The sequence below is a fragment of the Pantoea sp. nfd-35 genome (assembly GCF_056892255.1).
On sequence record NZ_CP122403.1, the window covers coordinates 706,996 to 730,038 of the forward strand.

Genomic DNA, 23,043 nt, shown 5'->3' on the forward strand with positions numbered 1-23,043 from the left:
TCTGGAGTGTCTGGAATGAAAGTTACTCTGCCCGCGTTCGGCCAGGCCTCGGTGCTGGTCGTTGGCGATGTCATGTTGGATCGTTACTGGTACGGCCCCACCAGCCGTATTTCGCCTGAAGCGCCGGTGCCGGTGGTCAAGGTGGAAACCGTTGAAGAACGCCCAGGCGGCGCCGCTAACGTGGCAATGAACATTGCTGCGCTGGGGGCGGGTTCCCGTCTGATCGGACTGACCGGAGAAGACGATGCGGCTCAGGTACTGAGTAAAACGCTGAAGGATGTTCGTGTTGACTGCGATTTTGTCACCTTAAAAAGCCATCCCACCATTACCAAACTGCGTGTCCTCTCTCGCAACCAACAGCTCATCCGTCTGGACTTCGAAGAGGGATTTGAGCAGGTGGACGCCGCCCCGATGCACGAAAAAATGCGCCAGTCACTGTCCCGTAGCGGTGCGGTGGTGCTGTCGGATTACGGCAAAGGCGCACTGGACAGCGTTCAGCAGATGATCGCGCTGGCACGCGAGGCGAATGTACCGGTGTTGATCGATCCGAAAGGCACGGATTTTGCGCGCTACCGCGGGGCGACGCTGCTGACGCCTAATCTGTCTGAGTTCGAAGCCGTGGTGGGCAAATGCAAGACAGAGAATGAGATTGTGGAACGTGGCATGAAGCTGATCGCCGACTGCGACCTTTCCGCCCTGCTGGTCACGCGGTCTGAAAACGGCATGTCGCTGCTGCAGCCGGGTAAAGCGCCCCTGCATTTGCCGACCCAGGCGCAGGAAGTGTTTGACGTGACCGGCGCCGGGGATACCGTCATTGGCGTGCTGGCCGCTGCTTTAGCCGCAGGGGATTCGCTGGAAGAAGCCTGTTTTCTGGCTAACGCCGCTGCAGGCGTGGTGGTTGGGAAGTTGGGGACATCAACCGTCAGCATCGTGGAGCTGGAAAACGCCATTCGTGCGCGTCCAGAGCGCGGTTTTGGCATCATGACTGAATCCGAGCTGAAAGAGGCCGTCGCCATGGCGCGTCAGCGCGGCGAAAAAGTGGTGATGACCAACGGCGTCTTCGACATTCTGCATGCCGGCCATGTTTCCTACCTTGCCAACGCGCGCAAGCTGGGCGATCGCCTGATTGTCGCGGTAAACAGCGATGCGTCCACCAAACGCCTCAAAGGCGACAGCCGTCCGGTGAACCCGCAGGAAAACCGTATGATCGTGCTGGGTGCGCTGGAAGCGGTGGACTGGGTCGTGCTGTTTGAAGAAGACACGCCACAGCGCTTAATCGCCAGCGTATTGCCCGATCTGTTGGTAAAAGGCGGGGATTACAAACCGGAAGATATCGCGGGCAGCCAGGAAGTCTGGGCCAATGGCGGTGACGTGCGGGTGCTGAACTTTGAAGATGGCATCTCGACCACCAATATCATCAAAACCATTCGCGGCGACTGAGTCATGGCGGCGGGAGCCCGGGCTCCCGCCCGCCCTTTATTTAGCCGGTTTGTCAGCAGGATGTGCGGCTGGCACGATGGCCGGTGCCGGGCCAGGTGTGCTGGTGGCAGCGGGCGCGGCAGACGCTGAACTCTTGCTTTCCAGCTGAGCGAGACGCTGTTCCAGCGCCGCCAGTTTTTCACGCGTACGCAGTAAAACCTGAGTCTGGACATCAAACTCTTCACGGTTGACCAGATCCATGCGGGTCATTTGTGCCTGCAGCGTCTGCCGGATTTTCTTCTCGACATCATCGCCAAATTCACGAACTCCCTTCGGCAGCGCGTCATGAACCTGACGGGCCATTTGTTCAATTTTTTTCGTGTCGATCATGATGGTTTCCTGGTTACGGGTTGCTATGGCAGCATTGTACCAACGCTAGAGTCACTTAAGTGTAATGCCTGAATTGAAAAGGTTAAACCTGAAATCCTTAGCGCAAAAAATGCTAAAGCAATAATGGCTTTGTGGATTGCCGCCCCGAATAGGAAGCGTTATAGTTAAAACGCTTATTCTCAGGGCGGGGCGAAATTCCCCACCGGCGGTAAATCAGCCCAGGCTGACAGCCCGCGAGCGCTTCACTGTGATGGTGAAGGTCAGCAGATCCGGTGAAATTCCGGGGCCGACGGTTAAAGTCCGGATGGGAGAGGGTAACGACATCTGTCAGGCATTATGTCTGTTTTGCGTCATTGCTACGTCTATACGGCGTCACTCCTAAGCTTGCCCTGATTCTGGTAACCCAATACATTTAAAAGGTTTTATTACCATGAATCAGACTCTACTTTCTGAATTTGGCACGCCGAAACAGCGTGTAGAACGTGCTATCGCTGCACTCCGTGAAGGACGCGGTGTGATGGTGCTCGACGATGAAGATCGTGAAAACGAAGGCGATATGATTTTCGCTGCCGAAACCATGACCGTCGAGCAGATGGCTCTCACTATTCGCCACGGCAGCGGTATCGTGTGTCTCTGCCTGACCGAAGAACGCCGCCAGCAGCTGGCATTACCGATGATGGTGGAAAACAACACCAGCGCCTATGGCACAGGGTTTACCGTGACCATCGAAGCGGCGAAGGGCGTCACCACCGGCGTATCCGCGCAGGATCGCATCACTACCATTCGCACGGCGATTGCCGATAACGCCAAACCCGAAGATCTGAACCGTCCGGGCCACGTTTTTCCCCTGCGTGCCCATGATGGTGGTGTTCTGACCCGCGGCGGTCATACTGAAGCGACCATCGATCTGGTCACGCTGGCGGGCTTTAAACCTGCAGGCGTCCTGTGTGAACTGACCAACGACGACGGCTCTATGGCGCATGCGCCTGAAGTGATCCTGTTCGCGAAACAGCATGCGATGCCGGTCGTGACGATTGAAGATCTGGTTGCCTATCGTCGTGAGCACGAAACGCGTCAGGCCAGCTAAGCGGCTTACTGTCAGGCCAGAAATACTGGCCTGATTGTTTCACCTCTTCCCCCATCCATCCTGCTTATCTGACTCATCTCTTTCGTTCAAATTTCCTGACAGAGAACATCATGCTTATCCGCGTGATAACCCCTGCAAACAGCGTATCGTAGTGCTCATAGAGTGAACACATTAAGGATCGCTATGAGCCAGTTACGTATGCCAGCACTGTTTTTGGGACACGGCAGCCCGATGAATGCGTTAGAAGAAAACCGCTACACCGAAGCCTGGCGTAAAGCCGGTGCCACGCTGCCACGACCGCGGGCCATCCTGGCCATTTCGGCTCACTGGTACACCCAGGGAACGGCGGTCACAGCGATGGAAAATCCGCGCACCATTCATGACTTTGGCGGTTTTCCGCAGGCGCTTTTTGATACCCGCTATCCCGCGCCGGGTTCGCCTGAACTGGCAAATGAAATTGCTGAGATTTTATCGCCCGTGCCCGTTCATCAGGATCATGCATGGGGATTCGATCACGGCTCGTGGGGCGTGCTGATTAAAATGTATCCTGAGGCGGATATTCCGGTCGTCCAGCTTAGTATCGACAGCGGCAAGCCTGCGGTCTGGCATTTTGAGATGGGCAAAAAGCTATCTGAACTGCGCGATCGCGGCGTGATGATCGTTGCCAGCGGCAATGTGGTACACAACCTGCGTAAGGTGCTGTGGGGCGGCGGAAACGCTTATGACTGGGCGACCGGATTCAACAACTATGTGCGCGATAATCTGGCGGTTGACGCCGGAGCAGATTCCCATCCGTTGGTGAATTTTATGCAGCATCCGGATGCGGCGTTATCCAATCCGACGCCGGAACACTTCCTGCCGTTGCTGTACGTGCTGGGGTCCCGTCAGCCAGACGAGGCCGTAACCGTCCCTGTTGAAGGTATGGAAATGGGCGCAATCAGTATGCTGTCGGTACAGGTCGGCTAGCGGGAAACCAGGCCAGCGTGCTGGCCTGGAGGAAAGCGCTACTCGATGAATGCGTGCGGATAGAAACGCGAAAGATCCTGGGTGATCAGGTCGCGATCTTCGCGCAGGCCGATGCCCGCAGGCTGATCGTCAATCAACCAGCTACCAATCAGGGTATAGCTGTCGCCAAATTTCGGCAGCGGATGGAACTGCTGGACGATCATGCCTTCTTCGCCGTAAGGACCGTCCACACGGGCGATCTCTTTGCCGTTTTCCACAATACGAATGTTGGCCCCTTCGCGCGAGAACAGCGGCTTAACCACGTATTTCTCCATCGGTGGCACATCGTCTTCGGCAAACCAGGCGGGCAACAGGTTAGGGTGATTAGGGAACATCTCCCACAGCAGAGGCAGCAACGCTTTATTTGACAGGATGCTCTTCCATGCCGGCTCCAGCCAGCGTACGCCCGCATCGGCCAGCTTGGTAGAAAACATCTCGCGCAGCATGAATTCCCACGGATAAAGCTTGAACAGATTACTGATGACCTGATCCTGGGCGTCAGTAAACTGGCCCTTTTCCCCCAGCCCTATCTCATCAATGTAGAGAAATTCGCTCGGCAGTCCGGCTTCCGTAGCGCAGTCTTGCAAGTATTGCACCGTCCCACGATCTTCATCGGTATCACGACAGCAGGCGAAATGCAGCCAGTTAAACCCCTGTTGCTGATGAAGCACCGTAAAGCGTTCAATGAGTTTCTCTTGCAGGCTGTTGAATTGATCGCTGCCCTGCGGCAACTGACCGGCATTGAGCTGGTCTTCGAGCCACAGCCACTGGAAAAACGCCGCCTCATACAGCGACGTAGGCGTGTCGGCGTTGTTCTCCAGCAGTTTGGCATCGCTTTTGCCGTCCCATGCGAGGTCGAGGCGCGAATAAAGCGAGGGCTGACGCTGTTGCCATGAATCACGCACGAAGTCCCAGGTATGCTTAGGAATGCGAAATTTGGTGAGCAGCGCTTCGCTGTTCACCACTTTTTCCACGACCTGCAGGCACATCTGATGAAGCTCGGCGGTGACGTCCTCAAGATAATCAATCTGCGCCAGCGTGAACTGATAGTAAGCCTCTTCACACCAGTAGGGCTCACCGTGCATGGTGTGAAAACGAAAACCAAACTCCGTGGCTTTTTCCCGCCAGCCCGGGCGCTCTGAAATCGCGATGCGTTGCATAAGCGGGGTTAGCCTCCCAGCGAACGGCTGGAGGTGCCGGACGCGCTGCTGCTACGCTGCATGCTGTTTTGCTTCGCGACCGTTTCACCAAAGCCACCCCGCGTAATCGTTGAGGTGGTGGTCGGTTTAGGCGCCATGGCGGTTTTAGGAACCGTCATGGTTTTACCGGAGGTGGCGTTACCATAGTTACGGCCGGACGCATCAACGAACTGACCGTTAGCCGGGCTGTTTGGCGTTTTAGGTGAGAACAGCGGCTGCTGCGCAAAACCCGCGCCGCCGCCCATCATGCGGCCCATCATATAGCCCGCCATCAGCGGCATCCAGAAGCTGCCGCTTTGCTGCGACTCGGCATTAGTGCTGCCCACGCCAGCCTGTGCAGGCGCCTGCTGACACTGGTTTTCACCAAATTCTGCCACGCAGTCTTCACGTGTGGCGTATTTCGGTGCGGTGCGTTCCGCTTCCTTTTTGGCGTTGTTAAACGCGGTGGTGCATTGCGCACTCTGGCCGGGATTGGCTTTCGTACAATCATCGGCGTTCTGATAGAGCGAGACGGTTTCGTCGTTTTGTTCACAGCCTGCCAGCATAAATACCGCTGATACAGCGATAGCAACAGGCGTTAAGTGTCTTGCTTGCCAGCTCTTACGAAAGGCGGCATAGCGGATCGTTTTAGTCCGTTTCATTATAAATATCCTGTGCCCAAAGGTAGCGCATAGAATAGGGGATGAGTGGCGAGAAATGAAGCTAACGGCCAGGCAGGACGGGGATCTTTACTTAGTTATACGTTTTTAAGAGAAGCGGGCCGCAAAGCGGCCCGCAGGGCGATCAGTTAGCGAAAGGGTTACGGCTGCTTTTATGGGCGGCCGGGCGCACTGGCGCCGTCGCGGTTTCAGAAGAACTCGCGATGTGATCTTCACCCAGTACCTGCTGAACGTTCTGGGGCTGGACGGTTTCCGGTGAGGTGGAGATCTCTTTGCCTAACTGGCTGTTGAGAATGCCCAGACTCTGCTCGTTCAGCGTGCCCAGCGCATAGCTGATATTTAGCTGATTAATCAGATAGCTGTAACGTGCATCGGACAACTGCTGTTTCGCGTTATACAGGGTTGAGGTGGCGTTCAACACGTCAACGATGGTACGCGTACCGACCTGATAACCGGCTTCCATGGCGTCTAATGAACTCTGCGCAGAGACCACGGCTTGCTTGTACGCCGCAATGCTGCTCGCGGACGCATTCACGTTGTTGTAAGAAGAACGTACCGTCTGAACCGCAGAGCGGTGAGCCGCCTCCAGCTGTTCGCTGGCGCTGACAAAGTTATATTGCGCCTGCTTCACCTGTGAGGTCACGCTGCCACCGCTGTAAAGCGGAAGCGTGAAGCTCAGGCCGACTTTACTGTTTCCTGTAATCGAGTCTGTTGAGTTTGCACTCTGTTCCGCGCGGCTTCCGCCGTATTTGCTGTTAGACAGACCGGTAGACGCGGTCAGATCGAGCGTTGGCAGGTGGCCTGATTCCGCAGAACGAATCTGTTCACGAGCTAAATCCTGATTCAGGCGGGCAGAAAGCAGATTAAGGTTACGGCTTTCTGCCTGCTTGAGCAGCGCGTTAACGTCATCAGGTTTGGTGGTTTTAAAGCGATCGATGTTCAGTGAGGCCAGTGCCAGATAGTCCATGCCGGTGATCTGACGCAGAGACTCCACCGAGTTATCCAGATTGTTACGCGCCGTGACTTCATTGGCCAGCACGCTGTCATACTGGGCGCGGGCGTTCTGCACGTCGGTAATGGCCACCAGGCCCACGTTAAAGCGCTGAGTGGTTTGATCCAGCTCGCGGTAGATGGACATCTTCTGTGCTTCGACGTAAGAAAGCGTATCAATGGCTTTCAGCACGTTGAAATAGGCCGTCGCGGTATTCAGAATCAAATCCTGCTGAGCAACCTGATAGGTGACGTCCTGAATACCTGCGGTTTTTTCCTGCAGGGTCAGCGCGCGCCATTTTGACATGTCGAAAATGGTTTGCGTCAATTGCAGTGTGCCACTGGTCGTGTTGGAATGAATACCGCTACTATCACGATAGCCATTTGCATAGCTGTAATCTGCACCCAAACCCAGTTGTGGTAATAAAGGGCTGCGCGCTTCGTTGATTTTCTCAAACGCAGCATCGCGAGTGGCAGCGGAGCTCCGCAGGTCCGGGTTGCTTAAACGCGCTTGTTGGTAAACCTGAAGCAGGTTTTCTGCCTGACTGGCGACGCTGAAACCGCCCAGGCTCAGCCCAATAAATAATGGGAGCAGTTTTTTCATTTGCATTCCTTTTGTTGCAGCAAATCGCAATGATAGTGCCGCCGGTAAGCCAAAAATTATCGCAGATTCTAGCAGAGGGCAACTGTGAGATAAGGTGGCTGAACGTGCCATATTTGCGTGTTTCAGGTAAATAACTCTGTAATGACTGTTTAGATAGTGCCCGGGCTTGTGTTTTATCTGTGTCATCCCAATCTGCAAAAGGAACCAAACGATGAAGGACAATAAAACATCACCTGTGACTTTCACAAAAAATGATGTAGAAATTATTGCACGTGAAACGGCCTACGACGGTTTTTTTTCCATCGTTCGCTACCGTTTTCGCCATCGTCTGTTTAAAGGCGGCATGAGCGGAGAAGTGACGCGTGAAGTTTTTGAGCGCGGCCATGCTGCCGTCCTGCTACCTTATGATCCCATCCGTGATGAAGTGGTGCTGATTGAGCAGATCCGCATTCCGGCCTTCGACTGCAGCCCAACGCCCTGGCTGCTGGAAATGATTGCGGGCATTATTGAACCCGGTGAAACTCCGGAACAGGTGGGGCGCCGTGAAGCATCAGAAGAAGCCGGTCTGACCGTTGGCCGGGTGAAGCCCGTGTTGAACTATCTTGCCAGCCCGGGCGGCACCAGCGAACGTTTATCGGTTATGGTGGGAGAAGTGGATGCCGGCCTGGCAACAGGATGCCATGGCCTGGAGGAAGAGAATGAGGATATTCTTGTGCATGTCGTAAGCCGTGAACAGGCTTACCACTGGGTGGAACAGGGGATTATTGATAACGCGGCATCTGTCATCGCCTTGCAATGGCTGGCACTGCACCATAAAGAACTTCGAGAAGAGTGGACGCAAAAATGAAACAGCGCTATATCCCTGATTTCCCCGAGATGATGCGGCTGTGCGAAACCAATTTCGCCCAGTTACGCCGTCTGCTCCCGCGCGATGACGAGGCAGGCGCATCGGTTAGCTATCAGGTGAGCGGCGCCCGCTATCAGTTAACAATAGAAGAATCAACACGTTACACTACTCTGGTTGAAATTCGCCAGACGGCACCGGCGGTGAGTTACTGGAGCCTGCCTTCCATGTCTGTCAGGCTGTATCATGACGCCATGGTCGCTGAAGTGTGTTCAACACAGCAGATCTATCGGTTTAAAGCGCGTTATGATTACCCGAATAAAAAGATGAATCAGCGTGATGAAAAGCATCAAATCAATCAGTTCCTCGCTGACTGGTTACGCTACTGTCTGACGCATGGCGCCATGGCAGTACCGGCTTGCTGATACGTATAATGCATTGAACGGCGTAGAGACGAAGGAAACGCTTTGGATAGCCTGCTAACTCTTCCTGCGGCAACAGAATCTGGGGTGCGGATTCTGCAAGTGACGGACACGCATTTGTTCGCAGGAAAACACGAATCGCTGCTGGGAGTGAATACCTGGTCGAGTTATGACGCCGTGCTGGATGCGATCATCGCACAACAGCGCGACTATGATCTCATTGTGGCCACCGGCGATCTCTCTCAGGATCACTCGGTCGAAGCCTATCAGCATTTTGTTGAGGGCATTTCGCGCCTGCCAAAACCCTGCGTCTGGCTGCCGGGTAATCATGATTTCCAGCCCGCAATGGTGGATACGCTGGCCAGAGCCGGCATCAACGCGCACAAGCATGTGCTGGTGGGCGAACACTGGCAGGTCGTGCTGCTGGACAGTCAGGTCTTCGGCGTGCCTCATGGCATGTTAAGCGACTATCAGCTCGACTGGCTTGATAACGCCCTCGCGCGCTTTCCCCTGCGTCATACGCTGGTGCTGCTGCACCACCATCCGCTTGCTTCAGGCTGCACCTGGCTTGATCAACACAGTTTGCGCAATCCCCATCAGCTTGATGCCGTGTTACAGCACTATCCGCTGGCAAAGACACTGGTGTGCGGCCATATCCATCAGGAAATGGATGTGGAGTGGCACGGTCGCCGCGTGCTGGCCACGCCTTCCACCTGCGTGCAGTTCAAACCGCACTGCACCAGCTTTACCATTGATACCCTTGCGCCAGGCTGGCGCTGGTTTACGCTGCACAATGACGGTCAGCTTGATACAGAAGTGAACCGGCTCAGCACTCAGGCGTTTTGCCCCGATCTTGATGCCGAAGGATACTGACGGATGAAGGCGCTGCTTTACCTGCACGGCTTTAACAGCTCCCCGCGCTCAGCGAAAGCGACGCTGTTCAAACAGTGGCTGAGTCACAATCATCCCGACATAGAGATGATTGTGCCGCAGCTTCCCACTTTTCCGGCCGAGGCCGCGGCGATGCTGGAAGACATCGTGTTAAGTCACAGCGGGCGTGAAATGGGCCTGGTGGGCTCCTCGCTGGGCGGTTACTACGCGACGTGGCTGTCCCAGTGCTTTATGTTGCCTGCAGTGGTCGTCAACCCTGCCGTGCGGCCGTTCGAGTTGCTGGTGGATTTTTTAGGGGAGAATCAGAATCCCTACACCGGTCAGCAATATGTGTTAGAGTCTCGCCACATTTACGATCTGAAAGTGATGCAGATTGAACCGCTGGAAGCACCTGATTTGTTGTGGTTGCTACAACAAACCGGCGATGAAGTGCTCGATTACCGCCAGGCGCTCGACTACTACAGCGCGTGCCGTCATACGGTGGAAGAGGGCGGAAATCATGCATTTACTGGATTCGAACGCCATTTCCCGCAAATTCTGGACTTTCTGGGCCTGAATCACGCTTGAGTAACGCGGAAATCGCAACCATTTTCTTCTTCTAATCAGACAGTTACCATGAGTCAATCAAGCTATAATGCGGGTGACATTGAGGTCCTGACTGGCCTTGAGCCGGTTCGCCGTCGCCCGGGAATGTATACCGATACGACGCGCCCTAACCACTTGGGTCAGGAAGTGATTGATAACAGTGTCGATGAGGCACTGGCGGGCCATGCCAGGCGCGTAGAAGTGATTTTACATGCCGATCAGTCGTTAGAAGTGACTGACGACGGACGCGGCATGCCGGTGGATATCCATCCGGAAGAAGGCGTCCCGGCCGTTGAGCTCATCCTGTGCCGGCTGCACGCGGGGGGGAAATTCTCTAATAAAAACTACCAGTTTTCCGGTGGCCTGCACGGCGTCGGCATTTCGGTGGTCAATGCCCTCTCTAAACGTGTAGAAGTCAACGTGCGGCGTAATGGTGAGATCTACAGTATCGCCTTCGAAAACGGTGAAAAAGTGCAGGATCTGACCGTCACGGGCACGGTTGCGAAGCGCAACACCGGCACCAGCGTCCATTTCTGGCCGGATGAGCACTTCTTTGACAGCCCGCGCTTCTCGGTGTCCCGCTTATCACACCTGCTTAAGGCGAAAGCCGTGCTGTGTCCAGGGGTGGAAATTGTCTTCAAAGACAAGCTGAACAATACCGAACAGCGCTGGTGCTACGAAGATGGTCTGACGGATTACCTGTGCGAAGCCGTCAACGGCCTGCCAACCCTACCAGAGAAGCCCTTCGTCGGAACCTTTGCCGGTGATATCGAAGCGGTGGACTGGGCATTACTGTGGCTGCCGGAAGGCGGTGAGCTGCTGACCGAAAGCTATGTGAACCTGATTCCCACCATGCAGGGCGGTACCCATGTCAACGGTCTGCGTCAGGGATTGCTGGATGCCATGCGTGAGTTTTGTGAATACCGCAATATTCTGCCGCGCGGCGTCAAACTGTCCGCAGAGGATATCTGGGATCGCTGCGCCTATGTGCTGTCAGTAAAAATGCAGGATCCGCAGTTTGCAGGCCAGACAAAAGAGCGTTTATCCTCGCGCCAGTGCGCCGCCTTTGTGTCTGCCGTAGTAAAAGATGCCTTTAGCCTGTGGCTGAATCAGAACGTGCAGGCGGCAGAACAGCTGGCGGAGCTGGCGATCTCCAGCGCCCAGCGCCGTATGCGCGCAGCCAAAAAAGTGGTGCGTAAAAAACTGACCAGCGGCCCGGCACTACCGGGTAAGCTGGCAGATTGCACCGCGCAGGATCTGAATAAAACCGAACTCTTCCTGGTGGAAGGGGATTCGGCGGGCGGATCGGCGAAGCAGGCGCGCGATCGCGAATATCAGGCGATCATGCCGCTTAAAGGTAAGATCCTCAATACGTGGGAAGTCTCGTCCGATGAAGTGCTGGCCTCGCAGGAGGTGCACGATATTTCGGTGGCGATCGGTATCGATCCCGATAGCGAAGATCTCTCACAGCTGCGCTACGGCAAAATCTGTATCCTTGCTGATGCGGACTCGGATGGGCTGCACATCGCCACATTGCTGTGTGCGCTGTTTGTGAAGCACTTCCGCACCCTGGTAAAAAATGGCCACGTCTATGTCGCCATGCCGCCGCTGTATCGCATCGATCTGGGCAAAGAAGTGTATTACGCGCTGGATGAAGACGAGAAAGAGGGCGTACTGGAGCAGCTGAAGCGCAAGAAGGGCAAGCCAAACGTGCAGCGCTTTAAAGGGCTGGGTGAAATGAACCCGCTGCAGCTGCGCGAAACCACGCTCGATCCCAACACGCGCCGTCTGGTGCAGCTCACCGTCAGTGACGATGACATTGAACAGACTTTGCGGGTAATGGATATGCTGCTGGCGAAAAAGCGATCCGAAGATCGTCGTAACTGGCTGCAGGAAAAAGGCGATAAAGCGGATATTGAAGTGTAATCCGCAGCCTGATGGAAAAAGCCCCTGAATGGGGCTTTTTTTTGTGCGTGTTCCGCCAGGATTATTTACCCGGCTCCAGCACCAGAATTTTCACGTCAGTCACATAGTCTTTAATCGCCGTACGATGGGCTTCCATATGCGGCATCTGCTGATGCTGATCAAGATGGCGCAGGGTTTCCCACTGCTCCAGCATAAAAATCGAATCAGGTGAATTGTGTTTCCAGGGCACCTGCGCCTGGTGATCGACCAGAGGGCTGTACTGATGGCAGCCTTCTTCTTCCAGCACGGTAGGGATCACCTGGTGAAACGCATCCAGCACTTTCTGACGACAGCCCGGCTTAACACAAATTTCAGCAACGACGGTTAACATTCACGTTTCCTCTTTCTGGGTGAACATCTATTTAAGCAAAAATCTCGCGGAGGTGCGTGCGATAACGTGCAATATCACGTGGAACATCCGGCTGTTTCATCACGTCGTTGCAGATAAAGGTCGGCAGTGCTTCCATGCCCAGGAACTGATTCGCCTTATGGAAATGCAGATACAGTCCGTCAACGCCCACGCCTTCAAAGAACTGCTCAGGGTCGGTAAAGGCCTCCAGTGGTGCGTTCCAGGTCAGGGACAGCATATATTTTTTGCCCTGAATCAGTCCGCCTGAACCATATTTTTTTGCGCCGTCGGCACGGGTGCGGCCATCGCTGGCATACAGCTTACCGTGGCCGTCGGTGAAAACCTCATCGATGTAACGTTTCACGGTCCAGGGTTCACCCATCCACCAGCCCGGCATTTGATAAATCACCACGTCGCTGTCGAGATATTTTTGCACCTCATCGGCCACAACATACGTGTGGTCGGCAACGGTGATCGTGACCTCATGGCCCAGATCACGCAGCTGGCTGGCGGCCACCTCGGTCAGCGTATGATTCAGCTCGCCTTTCGAATGGGCGAAGGTTTTACCGCCATCGATAATTAAAATGTTACTCATTAAGCTTGTCTCCCGTATGCGTCAATGGGGGGTAGCTTAGGCCGCGATGCGCGGGAGAAAAATGCGAGAATGATCACAACACTTTTGCGAATAGCGCAATAACCCCCGAGGTTATGTCACCATACCAGCGCAAACTCACTGCCGAAAAAATACAATGATGAAAAAAACACTCGTAATCACGTTACTGCTGGTGGCTGGCGGCGCGCAGGCCCAGTCGCGTCTGGACAGCGTTCTTAACACCAAAACTCTGAAAGTCTGTACTACCGGGGACTACAAACCTTACAGCTTCCTGAAACCGGATGGCAGCTATGAAGGGCTGGATATCAGCATGGCTGAATCCCTGGCCGCGTCACTGGGGGCGAAGGTGCAATGGGTACCCACTACCTGGAAAACCCTGATGCAGGACTTTATCGCGAAGCAGTGCGATATCGCCTTGGGTGGCGTATCGGTCACGCTGAAGCGCCAGCAAACGGCCTGGTTTGCGCAGCCGTTAGGCGTGGACGGTAAAATTCCGCTGGTGCGATGCGCCGATAAGGCGAAGTACCAGACGGTCGAACAGATGAACCAGCCCAGCGTGCGTCTGGTTGAGCCAGCAGGGGGCACGAACGAGGCGTTTGTTCACAGCCACTTACCTCAGGCTGCGTTAACGCTGTTTCACGATAACGTGACCATCTTCCAGCAGCTGGTGGATAATAAAGCCGATGTGATGATCACCGATGCCTCCGAGGCGCTGTATCAGCAGAAACGCTTTCCTACGTTATGTGCGCTCAACCCGGATAAACCGCTCCAGTACGGTGAAAAGGCTTACATGATTCCGCGTGATGATATGAGCTGGAAGCAGTATGTCGATCAGTGGCTGCATCTGAGCACCGCGACCGGGGAATATGCGCAGATCGCCCAGCAGTGGATGGGTGTGATGAAGTAAGGTGAAAGCAGGGGGTTTACCTGATGTGTTAACGCCGGGCTTCAAAACTGCAGATAGCCGTCCGAAACGGCGCACATGCGTCACTGTGCCCACCGCCACGGGAGCGGAACAGACAATTCGCAGCGCTGAGCAGAGCGAGGAAGCCAGAATTTGCCCGCAGGACGCGGGCAAAAAGCGGAGCCGGTACAGGAAGTACCGTCTCCGCTGGTTCGTCAGGTTGACGAACGCCGCGAAGGCACCGCGTTAGCGGCGCGAGGACGTCAGATCCGATACCGTGGCGGTGGGAACCGCACGGAACACCAACCACACATTTTTACCCTTCAGTACTCAATACAGCGACGCTTTTCCCAGTCCGCCAAACAAATTCATTTTGTAGCGGATCACCGCTTTAGCGGCTTCAATCGCTTCGGGATAGATAACGTTAGGGTCCCACCAGGTTTCGCGGGTTAAGACTTCGCGCACCTTCTGGAAATAGGCATATTTCATATCGCTGGAAATATTGATTTTACCCACGCCCAGCGTAACCGCCTCCGCCACTTCGGCATCGGGATTCGCCGAACCGCCGTGCAAGACCAGCGGAATGGACACGCGTTGCGAGATATCCCGCAGAATATGCATTTGCAGTTCGGGCTTCATATCTTTGGGATAGATACCGTGCGCCGTGCCTATTGCCACCGCTAAAGTATCCACGCCGGTGCGCTGCACAAAGTCTTCCGCCTGCGCGGGATCGGTGTAAATCACTTTACTGACGCCGCCCTCTACCGAGGTGCCGGTATCGCCAATGGTCCCCAGTTCGCCCTCGACAGATACGCCCACCGCGTGCGCCAGCTTCACTACCTCTTTGGTCAGCGCCACGTTTTCTTCATAGGGCAGCAGCGAGCCGTCAATCATGACCGATGTAAAGCCACACTGAATAGCGCGCAGCACGTGGGCAACCGAAGCACCATGATCCAGATGCAGGGTAAAGGGCACGGTACTTTTCAGGGTGCGCTCCCGAACATAGCCAAAAAACGCATCCGTCACGAACGCCAGTTCGCTGGGGTGAATAGAGATAATGGCCGGAGTTTGTGTGGCTTCGGCTTCTTCCACCACCGCGCGGATAAAACAGCTGTCGGCCACGTTAAATGCGCCTATAGCAAAGCGGTGTTGGCGGGTGGGGCTTAACATCTCTTTCATTGAAATCAACATGTTAAATCTTCCTCAGCTTGTTTTACGACAAAGGGATGCCCTGCGCTGACGTTCAGAGACGCGCACCGGGTTACAGCAGAAAAAAATCAGATCTGATTAGCGGAGCCGGAACAGCTCAGATAGTCATGTACGACTTCGCAGCAGGCGGCCTCCATCAGCGCCAGCAGATCAGGCAGCTCAGCAGCGGGATGCTGCTTAAGCGCCTGATGGAGCGCCTGCTTGCCTGCATCAAAGACCGCCGCGCCAACGTTAATCTTGGCGACGCCGTGCTGACTGACGCGTCGAATATCGTCGGCTGGCGTGCCGCTGCCGCCGTGCAGCGCCAGGGGAACCGGCGAAACCCCATGCAGCGCAGCCAGACGCTGAAAGTCGATTTGCGGTTTGACGCCAGCGGGATAGAGCCCGTGCGCGGTCCCAACCGACACCGCTAACAGATCGATGCCCGTCTGTTCCAGAAAGGGCACCACGTCCGCCACCTGGGTCATTTTCACCGCAGCGTCTGCCAGCGCATAGGTTGGGGCATCGGCGATATGCCCCAGTTCGCCCTCCACACAAACCCCGGCGGTATGCGCCATCTCGACCACTTTTGCCGTCTGGCGAATATTTTCTGCCAGCGGCTCGGAGGAGGCATCGATCATCAGTCCGGTAAACCCGGCGCGAAAGGCCTGTCCAATCAGCGGAAAGGCTTTTCCGTGGTCAAGCGCCAGCGCGATCGGCACGCGGGCATTCGCTGCCAGCGCCTGAACCAAGGGCACGGCTACAGCGGGCGGGAAATGGCGGCTGTGCCCCTGATAAACATTCAGGATCAGGGGCGCGCGTTGCTCCTCCGCCGCCTTCACTGCCGCACGTGCGCTCTCCAGATTGAAACAGTTGATGGCCAGTACCGCATACTGATTACGGGCAGCCCGTGCGATCAGGTCGTTCATTGCCGCGTACATACGCACTCCTTATTCCAGTGTGAATTTAATGTCGTCGTCGCGAACGCTGTGGTCTTCCACGTCGTCAAACTCTTCGTCGGCTTCGGTCACCGGCTTTTTCAGCAGCGATAGCATCACGCCACAGATCGTGCTGCCGATACCGAGCGCCAGGCAGAACAGCCAGGGTTTGGTGAAGAGGGGCACTACGAACATGCCGCCGTGAGGCACGGGCGCTTCGACGCCCCAGACCATAATCAGCCCGCCGGCGACGGCGGAAGCCACCACACAGCTGCCGACGACACGAAGCAGATCGCGGGCGGCAATCGGGATCACACCTTCAGTGATCATGCAGATCCCCATGGGAAAGGCCGCCTTCAGCGCCTCTTTTTCCGCGCGGGTGTACTTATGGCGGGTTAACAGCCAGGAAAGGGTGATACCAAAGGGCGGGATCATCGAACCGACAAATTTGACCGCTTCCGGTCCGTAAATACCGTCGACCAGCATGCCATCCGCGAACAGCGACATGGTTTTATTGACCGGCCCGCCAAAGTCGAAGGTGGCCATCGCCCCCAGAATGGCGCCCATAACGAACTTCGAACCGCCCTGCATGGATTCCAACAGCGCAATCAGCGCCTTCTGCAACCAGACGATGGGCTGGCCGATGAAGGTCATCATCAAAAGCCCGGCGATAATGGTGCTCAGCACCGGTAACACCATGATCGGCATCAGGCCCTGCATCGACTGCGGCAGCCGAATGCTGCGGCGCAACAGAATCACCGTATAACCCACCAGGAAGCCGCCAAGGATGCCGCCGATAAAACCCGTGCCGATCTGGCCGCAGATAAAGCCTACGATTAAGCCAGGCGCAAAGCCCGGCCTGTCGGCAATCGAGTAGGCGATGGCGGCGCTAATCAACGGCACGATCAATCCCATGCCCCAGCCGCCCATCTGGTTCAGCATCCAGGCAATCGTGCCGGGATGTTTGCCTACGTCCGGACCACCGATGACCTGGCCCAGCGCGATACAGATCCCGGCGGCGACAATCAGCGGGATCATCCAGGAGATCCCCGTCAACAGATGACCTTTGATCTCCTGTCCGTACTGTCTTTTGTTATCGTTCATTGTGGATCTCCTCAGGCACGCGCCAGTGAATCCGCCACTTTTTCCAGAAACTTAATCGGCGACTTGATCACCACTTCAGTTTTCACCCTGACGATCGGTTTGCCGCGAAAGCGTTCCTCACCGTTGATCTTGACATCCACCGCCAGAATGACGACATCGGCGGCGGCGATGGTTTCCGTATCGAGGGCGTTTTCAGTACCAATGGTGCCCTGCGTTTCCACGTGGATGGTGTGACCAAGGGCATGGGCTCCCTTGATCAGTTTTTCGCGCGCAATGTAGGTATGCGCGATACCCGCCGTGCAGGCGGCAACACAGACAATGTTCATGGTCTACCTCGGACGTGTAGGATTAACAGAGGTCGGTTTCGGCGTACTGACTGAACAGCCGAATGATTTCGCTGGGGTCGTTTTCCACCAGCAACTGCGCAATCACCTCATCATCGGCCAGCGCACTGGCCACCTGGGACAGCAGGCGAATATGGGGGGTATTTTGATCTTCAAGGCGAACGGCAAACAGGATGATGCAGCGCACCTGGCTGCCATCCAGCGTTTCCCAGGGAATATCCTGCTGGCTGCGCCCAATGGCTAACGTGGTCTGTTTCACGGCTGACGATTTCCCGTGGGGAATGGCAATGTGATTTTCAAACCCTGTCGATCCCTCTGCCTCGCGTAGCCAGACATCCTTGATAAAGGCCTGTTTATCGCTAATCGCACCGTCACTGAACAGCAAATCGGTCAGTTCAATGATGGCCTCCTCTTTACTGCTGGCTTGCAGGTTGAGATTGACGCGGCGTGGCGTAAGAATGCGAGAAATATCCATCAGTCAGACCTCATTCAGTTAATGTTCTGCCAGGGCGCTGTTAACGGCCTTCGGCAGTTGGCTGCCAATCATGGCGTCAGTCACACGGCGAATATCGTCATCATTGAAAAACGCGGTCACATACACGGTAGGAAACAGCGAGGTGTCGAGGTGAATAGTCGAGATCACCAGATCAACCGGCTCCTGTTGGCAAAAATCGCCGAGGTTACTGGCCGAAATGACGCCCGCAATAATCCAGTCCGGGAACGCGCGCAGAATACGGCTCTTCAGGAGATGCGAGGTGCCGACGCCGCTGGAACAGACCAGCAAAATGCGTTTATGGGCGATTTGCCGTTCCAGCGCGGCCTGAAAATGGACACATAAATAGCCCACTTCGTCGTCCGCAATCGACCCGTAATGAAAACGCGCGGCGGTAAGCTGCATGGCCCGCTGAGTCAGCGTAAAAATTTCACTCAGCTCCGTTTTAATATCATCGAGCAATGGATTACGAATGCTAATATGATATTTCAGCCGGTTAAGTAATGGCTTAATATGGAAAAGTAAACCTTCAAATAATAAAGGATCGGCAGTGAGGTCCTGTTGAATAAGTTCTGAGAAGCAGCGAATTAATTCAACCGTAATATTACGCGAGGCTTCATTCGATAATTGATATTGCGGCAACATATCGCTGCCGCGTTCTTCAACCACAATGCCCGACGAAATAATGTACTGATAAATAAATCCGACTTCATCCGCCGGCACTGACTGGTCTAAACGTTGTTCAACCTGTCGCACCATCTGACGGGCAATCTTCAGAATGCGATTATCCATTTCCTGAGCGCTCAGCTCTAAGGGCAGAGATAAAGCCTTACCCTGCGACATGCGGTGGATCATAATCAGGATGTGGGTGGACAGATTGATGTAGTACGCATCGCTCAGTGGATAGCCAAGCTGCTGCTCCATCTGCTGCAGTAAGGTCTGCACAAACGCCACATCCTCCTCGCCAAAATAGTGGATCAGCGCCTGGTAACTGCCCGGGTCCAGCCGCGGTAGCGCCGTGTTACTGCCACCGTTATGCTGCATAACATCGTTAATCAGCGATACCATCGCCTGACGTAATGCCTGCTCACTGCCTTCGACATGCGTACCGCTCTGACTTCTTACCAGCGCCAGCGCCAGCGGTTGTAGCCACTCTTCAATGACCTTTAAATCGTTGACGATAGAAGCGTGACTAATGAAATAGCGTTCAGATAACTTACTGATGGAGGTTTCACGCGGCGCATCCCTCAGCAGCTGTGACAGAATTTTCACCCGGCGTGCATTGTTGCTTAAACCTTCAGACCAGTTCTCTTCACTGGCCAGATGCTGCTGTAATCGCAGGCGTTGCGCGATATCCTCGGTTTGCAGTATCACGCTGCGACCGGGCAGCTTGATCAGCTGTGCCTGCCAGGCGCCCAGCCAGATTTCCAGGCTTTGCAAATCGCGATAAATACTTTTTTCAGAAACGGTTAACTGCTGGGCTAATTGCGTTAAAGCCAGCGGCGTACCCGCCTGCAGCAGTAATTTCAGTAACCGGTGTTGTCGTGAAGTCAGATTCTGCATTCAGTCACCTGTCTATTATTTCGTTAGCGGTGCTTAAGTGGCAATTCGTTAAATCCAACCTGGAAAAAAATAAAAGTGTGTAACAGCGTTAAAATTGAATGTAGGGCGTGGAAGGCGAATCAACAATACTAAATGTTGTCCCCGAAACGGGACAGGATTAATACGCTATAACGTCGCTGGTAATTAATTGCGAGCGCGGTCACAAACTATTAGAAATAAGACATTCGGCATTTTGTCCTGAGGCGGATTTTCGGCGATCGGTCAACCGGGAAAAAACCCCAGGCCTGACTGCGTCTGGCCTGTGACTAACACCCACGAATAAGGTACTATCCTCGCCAAACAACCGCCGGGTGATCCGCCGTTGCGGGTCACGATGTGAGGATGAGGACTTAATGAGCGAATTGACGCAGGATGGTGCAGAGCGTCTTGCCCTGCATACGTTTACTGAGAATGCGTACTTAAATTACTCCATGTACGTCATCATGGACCGCGCGCTGCCTTATATTGGCGACGGTTTAAAGCCCGTGCAGCGCCGCATTGTCTATGCCATGTCAGAGCTGGGGCTGAACGCCACCGCCAAATTTAAAAAATCCGCCCGTACCGTCGGTGACGTGCTGGGTAAATACCATCCTCATGGCGACAGTGCCTGCTATGAAGCCATGGTACTGATGGCACAGCCGTTCTCCTACCGCTATCCGCTGGTCGATGGCCAGGGAAACTGGGGCGCGCCGGACGATCCTAAATCTTTCGCCGCCATGCGTTATACCGAGTCGCGCCTGTCGAAGTATGCCGAAGTGCTGCTGGGCGAGCTGGGGCAGGGCACGGCTGACTGGGTGCCGAACTTTGACGGCACGATGCAGGAGCCCAAGATGCTGCCGGCGCGGCTGCCGAACATCCTGCTGAACGGCACCACCGGCATTGCGGTGGGCATGGCAACGGATATTCCGCCGCACAACCTGCGTGAAGTGGCGCAGGCCGCTATCGCCCTGATTGACGATCCGAAAACCAGCCTGGATGCGCTGCTGGAAATCGTGCAGGGCCCGGATTTCCCGACTGAAGCCGAGATCATCACGCCTCGTGACGAGATTCGCAAAATCTATCAGAACGGACGCGGTTCGGTGCGCCAGCGCGCGGTGTGGAAAAAAGAAGACGGCGAAGTGGTGATCACCGCGCTGCCGCATCAGGTATCCGGCGCGCGCGTGCTGGAGCAGATCGCCAACCAGATGCGCAACAAAAAGCTGCCGATGGTAGAGGATCTTCGTGACGAATCCGATCACGAAAACCCCACCCGGCTGGTGATCGTGCCGCGATCCAATCGCGTCGATCTTGAGCAGGTCATGAACCACCTGTTCGCCACCACCGATCTGGAAAAAAGCTACCGCATCAACCTCAATATGATCGGCCTGGATAACCGTCCGGCGGTAAAAAACCTGCTGGAGATCCTGTCTGAATGGTTAGTGTTCCGTCGTGACACCGTGCGCCGCCGTCTGAACTACCGTTTAGATCGCGTGCTGCGCCGTTTGCATATCCTTGACGGTTTGCTGGTGGCGTTCCTCAATATTGATGAAGTGATTCATATCATCCGTACCGAGGACGAGCCGAAACCGGTACTGATGTCGCGCTTTGACATTAGCGAAACCCAGGCTGAAGCGATCCTTGAACTCAAGCTGCGTCATTTGGCCAAGCTGGAAGAGATGAAGATTCGCGGCGAGCAGAGCGAGCTGGAAAAAGAGCGCGATCAGCTGCAGGCGATTCTGGCGTCCGAACGCAAAATGAATACGCTGCTGAAAAAAGAGCTGCAGGCAGACAGCAACAATTTTGGCGACGACCGCCGTTCACCGCTGCGTGAGCGTGAAGAAGCGAAAGCGCTGAGTGAAACCGAGCTGGTGCCGTCCGAGCCTGTCACCATTGTGCTGTCGCAGATGGGCTGGGTGCGCAGTGCGAAAGGACATGACATCGACCCGGCAGGGCTGAGCTACAAAGCGGGCGACAGCTATCTGGCGGCGGCGCGCGGCAAGAGTAACCAACCTGTGGCCTTTATCGATTCCACCGGACGCAGCTATACGCTGGATCCCACCTCGCTGCCGTCGGCACGCGGGCAGGGCGAGCCGCTGACCGGTAAGCTGACGCCACCGCCGGGTGCAGTTATGGAGCAGGTGCTGATGGAGCCGGAAGAGCAGCGTTTGCTGATGGCGTCTGATGCCGGATACGGTTTCATCTGCACCTTCAACGATCTGATTTCGCGCAACCGTGCGGGTAAAGCGCTGCTGACGCTGCCTGAAAATGCCCGCGTGATGACGCCCATGGCTGTTCATCACGAAGATGACATGTTGCTGGCCATTACGCAGGCGGGCAGGATGTTGATGTTCCCGGTCGGCGAACTGCCGCAGATGTCGAAGGGCAAGGGCAACAAGATTATCTCGATTCCGTCGGCGGATGCCGCGTCGGGAGCGGATAAACTGGCCTGGCTGATGATCCTGCCACCGGGCAGTGCGATTACGCTGCACGTTGGCAAACGCAAGCTGCTGTTACGCAGTGAAGAGTTGCAGAAGTTCCGTGCCGATCGCGGCCGTCGTGGCACACTGCTGCCGCGCGGCCTGCAAAAAATTGATCGGGTCGAACTGGATGCGCCGGCACGTCCCGGCAGCGCGGACAGCGACGCGTAATTCACCCGGCTGGCCCCGGCCAGCCGTGTCACATTGAGGAAAGTATGTTACTGATATTACGCACTATTATCGTAGTGATTTATTCAATATTGCTGAGTTTTTTTGGCTGTATCTGGTGCCTGTTCTCGCCACGTAATCCGCGCCACGTTGCGACCTTTGGTCACCTGTTTGGCAAATTATCGACGCTGTTTGGGCTTAAAGTTGAGCTTCGTCGCCCCGAAGGCGCGGATAACTACGGCAACGCGATTTACATCGCTAACCACCAGAACAACTACGATATGGTCACCGCAGCCAAGATTGTGCAGCCAACAACGGTCACCGTCGGTAAAAAAAGCCTGTTGTGGATACCTTTTTTTGGTCAGCTTTACTGGCTGACCGGCAACCTGCTGATCGATCGTGACAACCGCGCCAAAGCACACGGGACGATCGGTGAGCTGGTGGATCAGTTTAATAAAAAACGCATCTCCTTCTGGATGTTCCCGGAGGGCACGCGCAGCCGTGGTCGTGGGTTGTTACCCTTTAAAACCGGGGCATTTCATGCCGCCGTTGCCGCAGGCGTGCCGATCATTCCAATTGTAGTATCGAATACTCACGGCAAGATTAACCTCAACCGCCTGAAAAACGGACTGGTGATTGTGGAAATGCTGCCGCCGGTGGACGTGAAACAATTTGAATCCTCTTCGGTGCGCAAGCTGGCGACTCACTGCCGGGAATTGATGGCGGCCAAGCTGGAAGAGCTGAACGCCGAAGTCGAAGAACGCGAAAAAAACGGTAAAATCTAACCGATAAGCCCTTTATCGGACTATTCTGCATGGATGCCC

Annotated in this window: 23 protein-coding genes and 1 riboswitch; of the genes, 11 read left to right on the forward strand and 12 right to left on the reverse strand. The window is 55.2% G+C overall.

Going from position 1 to position 23,043, the window contains the following annotated elements:
* Positions 1-15: 15 nt before the first annotated feature.
* Positions 16-1,440: a bifunctional D-glycero-beta-D-manno-heptose-7-phosphate kinase/D-glycero-beta-D-manno-heptose 1-phosphate adenylyltransferase HldE gene (gene hldE / locus P9J57_RS03420; RefSeq protein ID WP_014605027.1), complete on the forward strand. Its 1,425-nt coding sequence runs from the start codon at positions 16-18 to the stop codon at positions 1,438-1,440.
* A 36-nt stretch (positions 1,441-1,476) separates the two neighbouring features.
* Here hldE and ubiK read toward each other — a convergent pair whose 3' ends face one another.
* Positions 1,477-1,809: a ubiquinone biosynthesis accessory factor UbiK gene (ubiK, locus tag P9J57_RS03425; protein WP_013027248.1), complete on the reverse strand. Its 333-nt coding sequence runs from the start codon at positions 1,807-1,809 to the stop codon at positions 1,477-1,479.
* A gap of 171 nt (positions 1,810-1,980) precedes the next feature.
* Positions 1,981-2,129: riboswitch (FMN riboswitch) on the forward strand.
* A 110-nt stretch (positions 2,130-2,239) separates the two neighbouring features.
* Here ubiK and ribB point away from each other — a divergent pair.
* Entirely contained in the window at positions 2,240-2,896 is a 657-nt protein-coding gene (gene ribB / locus P9J57_RS03430; protein ID WP_013027247.1) for a 3,4-dihydroxy-2-butanone-4-phosphate synthase, read from the forward strand.
* Positions 2,897-3,079: 183 nt separating this feature from the next.
* Complete coding sequence (gene ygiD, locus P9J57_RS03435; RefSeq protein ID WP_483279391.1) at positions 3,080-3,862, forward strand: 4,5-DOPA-extradiol-dioxygenase; 783 nt, start codon at positions 3,080-3,082, stop codon at positions 3,860-3,862.
* A 38-nt stretch (positions 3,863-3,900) separates the two neighbouring features.
* Here ygiD and P9J57_RS03440 read toward each other — a convergent pair whose 3' ends face one another.
* From P9J57_RS03440 to tolC, 3 genes are all read right to left on the reverse strand, one after another.
* A complete protein-coding gene (locus tag P9J57_RS03440) occupies positions 3,901-5,061 on the reverse strand; it encodes a glutathionylspermidine synthase family protein (RefSeq protein WP_014594637.1) in 1,161 nt (386 codons plus the stop codon).
* Between the two features lie 8 nt (positions 5,062-5,069).
* Complete coding sequence (locus tag P9J57_RS03445; protein ID WP_013027244.1) at positions 5,070-5,741, reverse strand: DUF1190 family protein; 672 nt, start codon at positions 5,739-5,741, stop codon at positions 5,070-5,072.
* Positions 5,742-5,883: 142 nt separating this feature from the next.
* A complete protein-coding gene (gene tolC / locus P9J57_RS03450; RefSeq protein WP_014605030.1) occupies positions 5,884-7,353 on the reverse strand; it encodes an outer membrane channel protein TolC in 1,470 nt (489 codons plus the stop codon).
* A gap of 211 nt (positions 7,354-7,564) precedes the next feature.
* On the opposite strand from tolC, the gene nudF reads away from it, so the two are divergent.
* Genes nudF through parE form a run of 5 tightly spaced genes read left to right on the forward strand, consistent with a single transcriptional unit; the run spans position 7,565 to position 12,021 of the window.
* Positions 7,565-8,200 carry an ADP-ribose diphosphatase gene (gene nudF, locus P9J57_RS03455; protein WP_013027242.1) on the forward strand — a complete coding sequence of 212 codons (636 nt, stop codon included), beginning with the start codon at positions 7,565-7,567 and terminating at the stop codon, positions 8,198-8,200.
* A complete protein-coding gene (locus P9J57_RS03460) occupies positions 8,197-8,622 on the forward strand; it encodes a DUF1249 family protein (protein WP_014605031.1) in 426 nt (141 codons plus the stop codon). Before nudF ends, P9J57_RS03460 begins: the two co-directional genes overlap by 4 nt.
* 42 nt (positions 8,623-8,664) lie before the next feature.
* On the forward strand, positions 8,665-9,492 hold the full coding sequence (gene cpdA, locus P9J57_RS03465) for a 3',5'-cyclic-AMP phosphodiesterase (protein WP_028715810.1): 828 nt from the start codon (positions 8,665-8,667) through the stop codon (positions 9,490-9,492).
* 3 nt (positions 9,493-9,495) lie between these two features.
* On the forward strand, positions 9,496-10,077 hold the full coding sequence (yqiA, locus tag P9J57_RS03470) for an esterase YqiA (protein WP_013027239.1): 582 nt from the start codon (positions 9,496-9,498) through the stop codon (positions 10,075-10,077).
* A gap of 48 nt (positions 10,078-10,125) precedes the next feature.
* Complete coding sequence (gene parE, locus P9J57_RS03475) at positions 10,126-12,021, forward strand: DNA topoisomerase IV subunit B (RefSeq protein ID WP_014594634.1); 1,896 nt, start codon at positions 10,126-10,128, stop codon at positions 12,019-12,021.
* A 61-nt stretch (positions 12,022-12,082) separates the two neighbouring features.
* Here the strand turns inward: parE and P9J57_RS03480 are convergent, their stop codons facing one another.
* Positions 12,083-12,391 (reverse strand): putative quinol monooxygenase, encoded by a 309-nt coding sequence (locus P9J57_RS03480; protein WP_013027237.1) that lies wholly within the window; start codon positions 12,389-12,391, stop codon positions 12,083-12,085.
* A gap of 31 nt (positions 12,392-12,422) precedes the next feature.
* The gene (locus P9J57_RS03485; protein WP_110015338.1) at positions 12,423-13,004 is read right to left on the reverse strand and encodes an NAD(P)H-dependent oxidoreductase; all 582 of its coding nucleotides are present in this window, start codon (positions 13,002-13,004) and stop codon (positions 12,423-12,425) included.
* 157 nt (positions 13,005-13,161) lie between these two features.
* Between P9J57_RS03485 and P9J57_RS03490 the strand changes: the two genes are divergently transcribed.
* A complete protein-coding gene (locus P9J57_RS03490) occupies positions 13,162-13,929 on the forward strand; it encodes a transporter substrate-binding domain-containing protein (RefSeq protein WP_110015383.1) in 768 nt (255 codons plus the stop codon).
* A gap of 327 nt (positions 13,930-14,256) precedes the next feature.
* Here the strand turns inward: P9J57_RS03490 and P9J57_RS03495 are convergent, their stop codons facing one another.
* From P9J57_RS03495 to P9J57_RS03520, 6 genes are all read right to left on the reverse strand, one after another.
* Complete coding sequence (locus P9J57_RS03495; RefSeq protein ID WP_014605034.1) at positions 14,257-15,117, reverse strand: ketose-bisphosphate aldolase; 861 nt, start codon at positions 15,115-15,117, stop codon at positions 14,257-14,259.
* 86 nt (positions 15,118-15,203) lie between these two features.
* A complete protein-coding gene (locus P9J57_RS03500) occupies positions 15,204-16,055 on the reverse strand; it encodes a class II fructose-bisphosphate aldolase (protein WP_015699498.1) in 852 nt (283 codons plus the stop codon).
* 9 nt (positions 16,056-16,064) lie between these two features.
* Positions 16,065-17,156 (reverse strand): PTS fructose transporter subunit IIC, encoded by a 1,092-nt coding sequence (locus P9J57_RS03505; RefSeq protein ID WP_013027233.1) that lies wholly within the window; start codon positions 17,154-17,156, stop codon positions 16,065-16,067.
* Positions 17,157-17,167: 11 nt separating this feature from the next.
* Positions 17,168-17,482 carry a PTS fructose transporter subunit IIB gene (locus tag P9J57_RS03510; protein WP_013027232.1) on the reverse strand — a complete coding sequence of 105 codons (315 nt, stop codon included), beginning with the start codon at positions 17,480-17,482 and terminating at the stop codon, positions 17,168-17,170.
* 22 nt (positions 17,483-17,504) lie between these two features.
* On the reverse strand, positions 17,505-17,975 hold the full coding sequence (locus P9J57_RS03515; RefSeq protein WP_014594631.1) for a PTS sugar transporter subunit IIA: 471 nt from the start codon (positions 17,973-17,975) through the stop codon (positions 17,505-17,507).
* Positions 17,976-17,993: 18 nt separating this feature from the next.
* On the reverse strand, positions 17,994-19,556 hold the full coding sequence (locus tag P9J57_RS03520) for a BglG family transcription antiterminator (protein WP_015699499.1): 1,563 nt from the start codon (positions 19,554-19,556) through the stop codon (positions 17,994-17,996).
* A 392-nt stretch (positions 19,557-19,948) separates the two neighbouring features.
* Between P9J57_RS03520 and parC the strand changes: the two genes are divergently transcribed.
* Both parC and P9J57_RS03530 read left to right on the forward strand, forming a co-directional pair.
* Positions 19,949-22,222: a DNA topoisomerase IV subunit A gene (parC, locus tag P9J57_RS03525; RefSeq protein ID WP_014605037.1), complete on the forward strand. Its 2,274-nt coding sequence runs from the start codon at positions 19,949-19,951 to the stop codon at positions 22,220-22,222.
* 44 nt (positions 22,223-22,266) lie between these two features.
* Positions 22,267-23,004 carry a 1-acylglycerol-3-phosphate O-acyltransferase gene (locus P9J57_RS03530; RefSeq protein WP_014594628.1) on the forward strand — a complete coding sequence of 246 codons (738 nt, stop codon included), beginning with the start codon at positions 22,267-22,269 and terminating at the stop codon, positions 23,002-23,004.
* The last annotated feature ends 39 nt before the right edge of the window (positions 23,005-23,043 follow it).

Bases quoted from the DNA above. Each gene is read 5' to 3' on its own strand.
- tolC (WP_014605030.1), bottom strand. From the start codon at position 7,353: ATGAAAAAACTGCTCCCATTATTTATTGGGCTGAGCCTGGGCGGTTTC.
- P9J57_RS03495 (WP_014605034.1), bottom strand. From the start codon at position 15,117: ATGTTGATTTCAATGAAAGAGATGTTAAGCCCCACCCGCCAACACCGC.
- parE (WP_014594634.1), top strand. From the start codon at position 10,126: ATGAGTCAATCAAGCTATAATGCGGGTGACATTGAGGTCCTGACTGGC.
- P9J57_RS03505 (WP_013027233.1), bottom strand. From the start codon at position 17,156: ATGAACGATAACAAAAGACAGTACGGACAGGAGATCAAAGGTCATCTG.
- ygiD (WP_483279391.1), top strand. From the start codon at position 3,080: ATGAGCCAGTTACGTATGCCAGCACTGTTTTTGGGACACGGCAGCCCG.
- P9J57_RS03445 (WP_013027244.1), bottom strand. From the start codon at position 5,741: ATGAAACGGACTAAAACGATCCGCTATGCCGCCTTTCGTAAGAGCTGG.
- ribB (WP_013027247.1), top strand. From the start codon at position 2,240: ATGAATCAGACTCTACTTTCTGAATTTGGCACGCCGAAACAGCGTGTA.
- hldE (WP_014605027.1), top strand. From the start codon at position 16: ATGAAAGTTACTCTGCCCGCGTTCGGCCAGGCCTCGGTGCTGGTCGTT.
- nudF (WP_013027242.1), top strand. From the start codon at position 7,565: ATGAAGGACAATAAAACATCACCTGTGACTTTCACAAAAAATGATGTA.
- yqiA (WP_013027239.1), top strand. From the start codon at position 9,496: ATGAAGGCGCTGCTTTACCTGCACGGCTTTAACAGCTCCCCGCGCTCA.
- P9J57_RS03460 (WP_014605031.1), top strand. From the start codon at position 8,197: ATGAAACAGCGCTATATCCCTGATTTCCCCGAGATGATGCGGCTGTGC.
- P9J57_RS03515 (WP_014594631.1), bottom strand. From the start codon at position 17,975: ATGGATATTTCTCGCATTCTTACGCCACGCCGCGTCAATCTCAACCTG.
- P9J57_RS03480 (WP_013027237.1), bottom strand. From the start codon at position 12,391: ATGTTAACCGTCGTTGCTGAAATTTGTGTTAAGCCGGGCTGTCGTCAG.
- P9J57_RS03490 (WP_110015383.1), top strand. From the start codon at position 13,162: ATGAAAAAAACACTCGTAATCACGTTACTGCTGGTGGCTGGCGGCGCG.
- P9J57_RS03500 (WP_015699498.1), bottom strand. From the start codon at position 16,055: ATGTACGCGGCAATGAACGACCTGATCGCACGGGCTGCCCGTAATCAG.
- P9J57_RS03520 (WP_015699499.1), bottom strand. From the start codon at position 19,556: ATGCAGAATCTGACTTCACGACAACACCGGTTACTGAAATTACTGCTG.
- P9J57_RS03530 (WP_014594628.1), top strand. From the start codon at position 22,267: ATGTTACTGATATTACGCACTATTATCGTAGTGATTTATTCAATATTG.
- P9J57_RS03440 (WP_014594637.1), bottom strand. From the start codon at position 5,061: ATGCAACGCATCGCGATTTCAGAGCGCCCGGGCTGGCGGGAAAAAGCC.
- ubiK (WP_013027248.1), bottom strand. From the start codon at position 1,809: ATGATCGACACGAAAAAAATTGAACAAATGGCCCGTCAGGTTCATGAC.
- P9J57_RS03510 (WP_013027232.1), bottom strand. From the start codon at position 17,482: ATGAACATTGTCTGTGTTGCCGCCTGCACGGCGGGTATCGCGCATACC.
- parC (WP_014605037.1), top strand. From the start codon at position 19,949: ATGAGCGAATTGACGCAGGATGGTGCAGAGCGTCTTGCCCTGCATACG.
- P9J57_RS03485 (WP_110015338.1), bottom strand. From the start codon at position 13,004: ATGAGTAACATTTTAATTATCGATGGCGGTAAAACCTTCGCCCATTCG.